Below are 8,418 nucleotides of genomic sequence, written 5' to 3'. Positions count from 1 at the left end.
AAACGTACCAAGCAACCTGTAATAGTAATTTTGCTCGTCGATACCAATCCTCTGACGCTTCTTTAAGGTGTTCTTGCAAATCTTCTGGAGTCTTAAAGCGATCGATCTGACTCAAGAAAACAAAAAGTTTATCTGCTACTTTGACATTTTTATCACCTTCCTCAGTGAATTCTACAATTTGAAGTTCTGCACCCCGAATATTAGAAAATTGCTGCACAACAATTACAGCATCACAATCTGAGAGCATTTCTCTAGATTCATCTATATGCTTGGCTAAACCTGAGTCTAATCCAGGAACATCATAGAAGACAACACCTTCAGCTTGTGCCAGCTTATTCGTATATAGTCTGGCTTCTAATACTGCATGAGCATATTGCTCATCAGCAACATATTTGTTCAGAGGTTGGTGAATATCTTCCAGGCGAGTAAATGGAACATTTTGCCGACCTTCGTAACGAACTTGTCTCAATGTATCTTCGTATTGTCGGATTGTCTCTAAATCTCGTTTAGCTCCATCACTATGTTTAGAATTACTTTGGGATTCTAACTCTAGTTCATTCAATAGCTGATCGAATTGTTCCTCTGTTTTGGGTTGAACTTCTAGCCTTTGCTGAGAATCTTGTTCAACGGAATAAATTTGTGTGGTTGTAAATGTACAACGACCTTTTTTTGCAGGTAATAAATCACAATCTAACCACCCATTAACAAATGTACTTTTCCCTGCCTTTTCCAAGCCAACAACAGCAATCCGAAATTCTCGTTTCTTCAAACGTTCAAGCTGGCGACGAGCGGGTTTTTCTTCTTCTAATAAAGTATCTTTCAGGTGAGCTGGAACTCCAGCCTGGGGAAGACGGGCTAAATCAACTGCGTATCGCAGAACATTTAATGCGTCATCCAAACGAGTTTCATAATATGATGAAGCAGTTTTCCAATCCATTTTTACGCCTTAAACACGATTAAATTTTTGTAACCCAGATAAATCTTTGAGACAAGCCAGTTGTTTTAAAGTAAACTCTGCATTATCTGGTAGATTGCTCTTCAATGCATAACGGGTTGTTTTATCAATAAGATTTTTGCCTCCGTCGCTAAGATTAATCCTGATATAAACTTCTCGTTGACTATCAGGTAAAATATCTTCATTTGTGAGTTCTAAGTCTTGCTCATACAAGCCAGCTTTTTTAGATGTGGTGCATAAAAAGTATGAAGTATGATCTACGATTTCTTCTACACGACTGGCATTTAATAGCCTATCTGTTTTTAGAGTGCTGGCTATACTTGCTGGAACAATAAGACATAATGAAACTGGAGTTGGAGAAGGAGGAGGAGAAGACTCTTGTTGCCTTCTGTTTTGATCGAGATTCCTCTCTCGTTCTCTCTGTTTTTGTTTTTCTTCTTCAAGATATTTAATACAAACCCCAACTCCAACTAATATACAAGCCCCTATGATAATCCATTTAGTTTCTACCATTTCATCATCTCCTATGTTTGAACTAATCCAATTACGTATCTCTGCTAAGAAACCTTTACCTTTTCTAACAAATGGGTGGTAGTTTTCTATATTTTCTATTAAAAATTTGTCAAGTTTTTTAAGATCCTCCTTTTTATTAGCATTAGACTTTATATCCAGATAGTCGCATATTTTTCGAGTCTCTTCTTGGCTTTTTGATTTTTCCTCTCTATGTATTATCTGAATTACCTTATATAGTATACCTCGTCCTTGCGTTTGCACATAGGGATATACTTTCTCAAAAACTCGATCATATATGTGATCTTTTGCCACAATCTAAGACTCCTTACTTAAAATTTTGGCCAAGCTATAGAATTCTTCCGCAAGTTTTTGAGCCTTCTGTTTCATAGGTTCCCAGATATTTTTTTCTTTTTCATAATCTATAGTGACTTCTTGGCGAGCTTTATCGAGCCTTGACTGATAACGATCAATAATATCACTCTGAACCTGGCTTACGTTTTTTTTAAGACAGTCTATTTGGTCTAGCAACCAATGTGCTATTTGCTTAACATTTTCCACTTCTGCCTGTTTAGACTGAATTATCCAACCCTCTAACAAATTTTCCACACTAGGTATCTCAGCATTATCGCTAGAGCGTGTCTTATATTCAGTTTCATAAAATGTTGATTTAACCAGCCATAACGTCCACCAAATTCTTTTCTCAACCGCTTTTTGTACACTCTCTTTCCAAGTACCTTCTGTAATAGGAAATCCGGCTTTAAAATTAAAGGTAAATTTTAGCTGCCCATCAACCTTACTGATTTGAGAATCTGGAAACTTAATAGCTATGTTTGGTGCGATATCATTTGAACCTTTTTCAAGATAAGATAAGTGACAACTAAAAAGCTCTACAACTGCTTGATACATTCTATTTAATTCTTGATTTGAAATCTGATTGACTACATCCTCAAGCACAAGATTCAAATGAATGGCTAACTCGTTTAATTCTTCATTCAGTTTTTTAAGTTCTTTTTTTTCATTCTCAGTTCTTGCCTCCTTATTCTTACCGTTTTTGGCAACAGAAGCAGTATAGCCTAAATCAACAAGTCTATTTAAGTTTCTTTCAAGTAAGTTTACGTTTAAGTAATTTGCTTTTTTTAAATTTGTACTCTCTAGATTTACTTTTCCTTTTTCCAGAGACTCTGCAACTGCTTCCAAAACTTGGTTGATTCCTTGTCTCAATTCTCTTATCCATCCATAGAGTGGATATAACTTTTCTCCCAGTGAGCCATAGGGCTCGACATACTTAAGTTTTATGATTGTGTCTTCTATATACACAACAGGATCATTTTCATCTTCATCTTCAGGTTGTTGCTCTAAAACTTGTTGAATTGTTTTGCCTATTTCTTCAAAAGGTTCTCTTAAATTCCGATCATGAATCTCAAGGAAATGTTCAATGGATGTTCTAATGCGTCCTATCTCTTCGCATTCTTTGTGATAACGATCCTCGGAACTATTAAGAATAACCGTTGTTGTTTGTTTTACCCACTCTGTTACATCGTTTCCCACACCCTCATTAAAACGTTTTATTACTTGTGGTATCACCAGTTGGGGAAAATGTTCAGTAATATGATTATTCAAGTTGTCGAAAAATTCACCTGCATAAGACTTTTTCCACAATGCTTCTGCAACTCGATTACGATCGTGCTTTTCCCACTTTTGCACATTACGCGATAAGTCTGCTAATATATCTTTAATCATTCCATAGAAGTGTTCCTGTGCTTTCTCACCAGCTTGAACACTAGAGTTATCATTGTCACTTTGCATCTGGAGAGCTAGAAGGGCAGGCCATGTGCTAAGTTTGACATCCTGTAAATTCTCAATTTCTTCTGTATATTCCTTCAATCGGTCAATCAATTCACTTTTTATACTATCGACAGTTTTTTTAACGAAACGCTCTTCTGAGTATGGCCAATTTTTGTCTTTACGAAAAACATCAATCTTATTTAGAACGAAAAGCATCCGTGCAGGAGAGCCTCCTAAATCTTTAACCTGTTCAACTACTTCCTGTAATAAATTCCTAACTTTTTGCTTATCTGTTTCCTCACTGTTGTATGTAACAATACATAAAGCTTCACGGCACTGTCGAATCACATTTGCATTTCCTTCATCACCTACATAAGCTAAACCAGGCAGATCCATTATCCGTATCTTAGTGCCTCTAGGAAGTTCAAGATTAGACTCTTCTAAAAATTTGAAGGGATAACTAATTGTAACTGCAGATTGTGGACAAGCTAAGTTTATGTTGGGGTTTTCTTCTCTTCGATCAATGTAACTCATCATTACTTCTTCTAAGCGTTGATAAATTTCTTCTTCACTAATACCTTGCCATTCTCCACACTCCCAGGTAGCTCCAGGTGTTTCATGGATTACTAAAGATATTTGATCGCTATATTCAATAGTAACGACTCCAGCACTCATTTCACTTACTGCCATAGGAACTATCTCAGCTCCACATAAAAAATTTACCAGTGTGCTTTTACCACTGCTGGTAGTTCCAGTTGTTGCAATAGTGAGTGTCGGATTACGAAGTTCACCAAGCAGTTTTTCTAGGGCTTTCTCTAAATTATTAGAGAGTTCGTTCATCTTAGGCTGATATGTCTCAGGCAAATGCTGAGATATTTCCATGTAGAAGTTCTCCCAAGATCTAGCTAGAAGTTTTGCTCTATCTTCAACATCTTCAAATATTTTGTATACAGGGTTACTCATTTTGATAAGTTATGAAAGATTCAACAATTGACATCCTCCCAATGTTGCGCTTAGGCAACAATGCGGGATTACCTAACATCACTGATAGAGGCTTTCTGCTTCTAGCGCACCTGCCTCCGAGGTCGAACCTCTTTTCGGTCTAAAGGCGCGCTCCACAGTAAGTCGCCAATTTGACGGTTCCCCTAGACACTGCGAGCGCAGCAGCTTTATGCCATTGATTGTAGCATACTATTGCAATAACTGCAAGATTGATGGGTTTTCCCATACGATGCTCCCCTGAACAGAGAGCGCGTTTCTTCAACTAACGTTGAGATAATTTTTTACCTGTTCGACGAGTAATAATCTAGATTTCTGATTAAATAAGTTACCGAAAAAACCAGGGATATTTGTCACCTCAATTTCATCTTTAGCAACCTTTTGCCAACCAAGGGGGAAACCAATGTGCCAGTCTAACATCTGAACTTCCGCTCGAAACAGTTTTATTTTTCCTGAGTAGGGTTGCGGTAAGTAGAGATTTTCAGCAATTTTGTTAGCTTGTTGCACGCAAGCATATAGAGCTTCGTATGACATCTTTGATTTAGTAGTTTTGGCAGGTGCAGATGTATTTTTAGGCATTTCAGAAACTTTATCTATGGTTTTTGGGCGAGTTTTTTTCTGCTTTCCTAGTTTTTGCCAAACTTTTTGGGGTAATTCTTTGATCTTATCCCAGCCACCGTGATAATAGTAGTTTTTCCTGACCCAATATACTCCGAATTGAAGCTTTGTTTGCAGTTCGCTAATAGCATTTGTAGATTGAGAATTTGGGCAATAAGCGTCAATCAAAATAAGGCTAGCAATATCTTCTCCTTGAGCTTGGAGTTGCTGGGCGATCTCAAAAGCAACTACACCACCAAAGCGGTGTCCTCCAATCAGATAAGGTCCTTTTGGTTGTGCTATGCGTATTTCTTGAACACAAATTTCGGCCAGAGACTCAACTGTATTCTGAGAAACTTCTTCACCGCTGAGTTCGGGACGTTGTAGAGCATAAAAAGGTTGGTCTGTACCTAACAAACGAGAAAATCTCGCCCATGTTAGCGCATCTGCTGAACCTCCATGAAAGAAAAATGGTAATCTAGAACCATGTGAGTTAATTGGTACAAGACTTGACCATTGTGAAACTGGTTGTTCCTGACTAAGCAACAGAGCAAACTTCCGGACATTGGGTGCTTGAAACAAACTTGCTAGGGGCAATGTACAGTTAAGTTGATGCTGCATTTGATTAAATAATTCTACTGCCATGAGTGAATTTCCATCTAAGTCAAAGAAACTTGCTTCAAGATTGAGCGGACTAACTCCTAAAACAGATTCCCATATTTGAGTGAGTTTAAATTCTATGGGATTTTGTGGAGTAAAAAAACCGCTTTTTATTTCTTTTTTATTAAGTTTGAGGGAATAATTTGTATTAGATACGGTTTTCGGAGACTGATTTTCACTAATTACTGAGTTAGTCAAAGGTATAATATCGGCGATCGCCTTTGATGGGTTTTGGATAATATTATTTAAAATCTTTTCAAACTGCTCCAGTAAAGTTTGTATGATTTGAGGCTCAAAATGCTGATTTTGATAACATAATTTCACTGTTAGGGTATTTCTAGGTATAACAACAATTGTTAGATTGTAAGGGCTAATAATATCAGATTCAACATTATCTACTTGTAAACTTTTACATGATTCGCCAATTTTAATCGGATGATTTTTAATTACCAATAAACTATCAAACAATGATTTAGGTAATTGACTCCAAGTTTGAATTTGAACTAATGAAGCGTAACCATATTTACTAGCTTTTGTTTGCTGAGTTTGTAAATTTTGCAACCAAGTCAGTATATTCTCTGCTGGAGAAATCTGTACTCGTACTGGTAACACATTATTCAGCAAACCAACAATGGTTTCAACTCCTAGCAAGTCGCCCTGACGGCCGGATACTGTTGCTCCGAATAAAATATCATTATTTCCACTATAGGTATATAGTAACAAAGCCCATATACCTTGTATTATACTATTTAATGTCAATTTATGAGAACGCAAAAAACTACCGATATTATTTGTGGTTTCTTCTGAAATAATGATCGATAAACTTTCAGTTTCAGGAGAAATTTTATCTCTAGATTGAGAAATTGGTAGAGGGGTGGGAGTGGTAAACCCACCTAAGATTTTTTTCCAGAAGTGACTAGCTGTAAATTCATCTTGTTGTTTTAACCAAAGGATATAGTTTTGAAAAGTTTGGAGTTCTCCCATTGATGGAGACTCTCCCTTGAGCAATGTTTCATAGCTATCAAATACTTGATTGAGAACTATTGCTTCTGACCAACCATCTAACATCAAATGGTGACAACTCCAGATTAATTTATAGTCTAGATCGGTCAGTTGGATTAAAGCTACACGACTCATTGGAGCTTGGGTAAGGTCAAATCCTTCATTGTGGTCTTTAACCAGAAAGTCAGCTAACACTGAATCTCGATCATCTTTTTCTCGCCAGTCGAGTTGAACCCAAGGCAGTGTTACCTGCTTATCAACAACTTGCAACGGTTGTTTGTCTGACTCCCAATTAACTGAAGTTCGTAATGCTGGGTGAATGCTGAAGACAAACTCCCAAGCTTGCTTTAATATAACTGAGTTTACTTCTCCATGGAGGTCACAGCTGATATGTAGTAACCCTGTTTGAGAGGAAGTTTGCAAACTATGCCATAAAAATGCTTGTTGCAAAGAGGTTAGGGGATATATAGCTTCGATGTTTTGCTTTTCCATATCAAATTTTCTATGTTATATTGTTGATAAATTCATCTAACTCACTCTGACTGAGACCTGCATCAGGAAAGTCTGAGGGACTAAAGCCAATTTCATCAGATTTTATGCACTGTAAAATGATAAATTTCAGTGTACTAATATAATTTTTGGCCATTGTACTAATGGTCTCTAATTGATGTACTGGGCGGCCGTATCTCCAATTAAGTTGAAGTTGCCCATCAGCAACCTAAGCATTAATCTCTAGCAAGTAGCTACGACTATTACGCAAATCTCTTAGTTGACCCACAGAAATATCTTGAATTATCTCGATCTTTTCTTTGCCAGTGATACAATCTGACTGACCTAAGTAATTGAATAATATTTCAGAATTTTCTGCTTTAGTTAGTCGGCGACGAGTAATTTCATCTCCCAAATAACGTAATATCCCATAACCAATACCACGGTCTGGAATTTGCCGAATTTGTTCTTTAATAGATTTGAGTGTTGCTCCATAGTCACCTCCTTGAGTTAATTCTAGCTTCAATGGATAAACCATGGTAAACCAACCTACTGTTCTTGATAAATCTATTTCAGGTACAATTTGCTCTCGACCATGTACTTCTAGATCGATCCGAATATTTCCTGATTTTACCGAATTATTAATAATTAATAATTAATTATTAAATAATTCTGGTTTAAAGCCTCCCCCTTTTAAGGGGAAAAAAGCGGTCGAGGGATGGCGAGGTCTCCTCGCTGTCCGACCATCGACCAAGAGAAAAGAAATAATATCTCCTTATATTCAATCAAGGACGGTTTTAACCAGAGGTAATTATCAATTATCCATGATCCATTATCAATTAATGAACCTGCCCCATTGAAGTAATGTTTTGGCCAGTGCTGTCAGGAGTACATTGTTAATTTGTGTATTGTAAATAGCTGGCACAGATCGTAATAAAGCTTGAGTATCATTAATATTAAGTTTAACATTTACTATTTGTGTGGTAGCTCCAGTCAATGTTGGAGTATCTGTACCATATTTAGCAACTGCTTTGGTCTGTTCAGTTACACTCAAATGAGAAATATCTATTTGAACTAAAGATGGTTGGTCTCTTTTATCTGTATTGATTTGCTGCCAACCACTAGAATTTAAACTATAAGGTAATCTTAAAGCATCATGGTGAGTCCATAAAGTGGCGATCGCTTCTTGAATATAAGATACGCTCACTTCAACAGGAATTGCTAGTAACATTGCTTGATGCCAGTGGTGTGGGGCAATCATCTCCTGCTCAAAAAACCAGTAAAGTACCTAGTTTTTGGCTATTGTTGTCTCAAAATGGTAAAGTTTTGACCCTGACAATGCCGAAAATTTGACCGTAGCAGATAGTTTAAACTTTTCCCTTTCTTGGTGCGCGTTCCCTCTCTTGGTCGGCGTTCCA

7 protein-coding genes and 1 pseudogene are annotated in these 8,418 nt (G+C 37.0%); 1 reads left to right on the top strand and 7 read right to left on the bottom strand.

Annotated elements, in window-relative coordinates; genetic code table 11:
* The 6 genes from F6K54_RS34870 to F6K54_RS34845 form a co-directional block, all read right to left on the bottom strand.
* Positions 1-937: dynamin family protein (locus F6K54_RS34870; protein ID WP_293088253.1), on the bottom strand; the 937-nt coding region annotated here is incomplete at its 3' end.
* 9 nt (positions 938-946) lie between these two features.
* Positions 947-1,780, bottom strand: a complete 834-nt coding sequence (locus F6K54_RS34865; RefSeq protein ID WP_293088251.1) for a hypothetical protein — start codon at positions 1,778-1,780, stop codon at positions 947-949.
* Positions 1,781-1,783: 3 nt separating this feature from the next.
* Positions 1,784-4,216: a dynamin family protein gene (locus tag F6K54_RS34860; RefSeq protein ID WP_293088249.1), complete on the bottom strand. Its 2,433-nt coding sequence runs from the start codon at positions 4,214-4,216 to the stop codon at positions 1,784-1,786.
* A gap of 297 nt (positions 4,217-4,513) precedes the next feature.
* Positions 4,514-7,003 (bottom strand): condensation domain-containing protein, encoded by a 2,490-nt coding sequence (locus F6K54_RS34855; protein WP_293088247.1) that lies wholly within the window; start codon positions 7,001-7,003, stop codon positions 4,514-4,516.
* Positions 7,004-7,013: 10 nt separating this feature from the next.
* Complete coding sequence (locus F6K54_RS34850) at positions 7,014-7,157, bottom strand: hypothetical protein (protein WP_293088245.1); 144 nt, start codon at positions 7,155-7,157, stop codon at positions 7,014-7,016.
* A gap of 72 nt (positions 7,158-7,229) precedes the next feature.
* The gene (locus F6K54_RS34845; RefSeq protein ID WP_293088255.1) at positions 7,230-7,571 is read right to left on the bottom strand and encodes a condensation domain-containing protein; all 342 of its coding nucleotides are present in this window, start codon (positions 7,569-7,571) and stop codon (positions 7,230-7,232) included.
* Between F6K54_RS34845 and F6K54_RS34840 the strand changes: the two genes are divergently transcribed.
* Complete coding sequence (locus F6K54_RS34840) at positions 7,537-7,659, top strand: hypothetical protein (RefSeq protein WP_293088243.1); 123 nt, start codon at positions 7,537-7,539, stop codon at positions 7,657-7,659. The two genes, F6K54_RS34845 and F6K54_RS34840, sit on opposite strands and share 35 nt — an antisense overlap.
* Before the next feature lie 176 nt (positions 7,660-7,835).
* Here F6K54_RS34840 and F6K54_RS34835 read toward each other — a convergent pair.
* Positions 7,836-8,267 (bottom strand): annotated as a pseudogene (locus F6K54_RS34835) (condensation domain-containing protein); the annotation flags it as partial.
* Between the last annotated feature and the right edge of the window lie 151 nt (positions 8,268-8,418).

Source organism: Okeania sp. SIO3B5 (assembly GCF_010692555.1).
Taxonomy (GTDB): Bacteria; Cyanobacteriota; Cyanobacteriia; order Cyanobacteriales; family Microcoleaceae; genus Okeania.
Note: the sequence above shows the minus strand (reverse complement) of the source record. Positions and strands in the feature narration are given on the sequence as shown.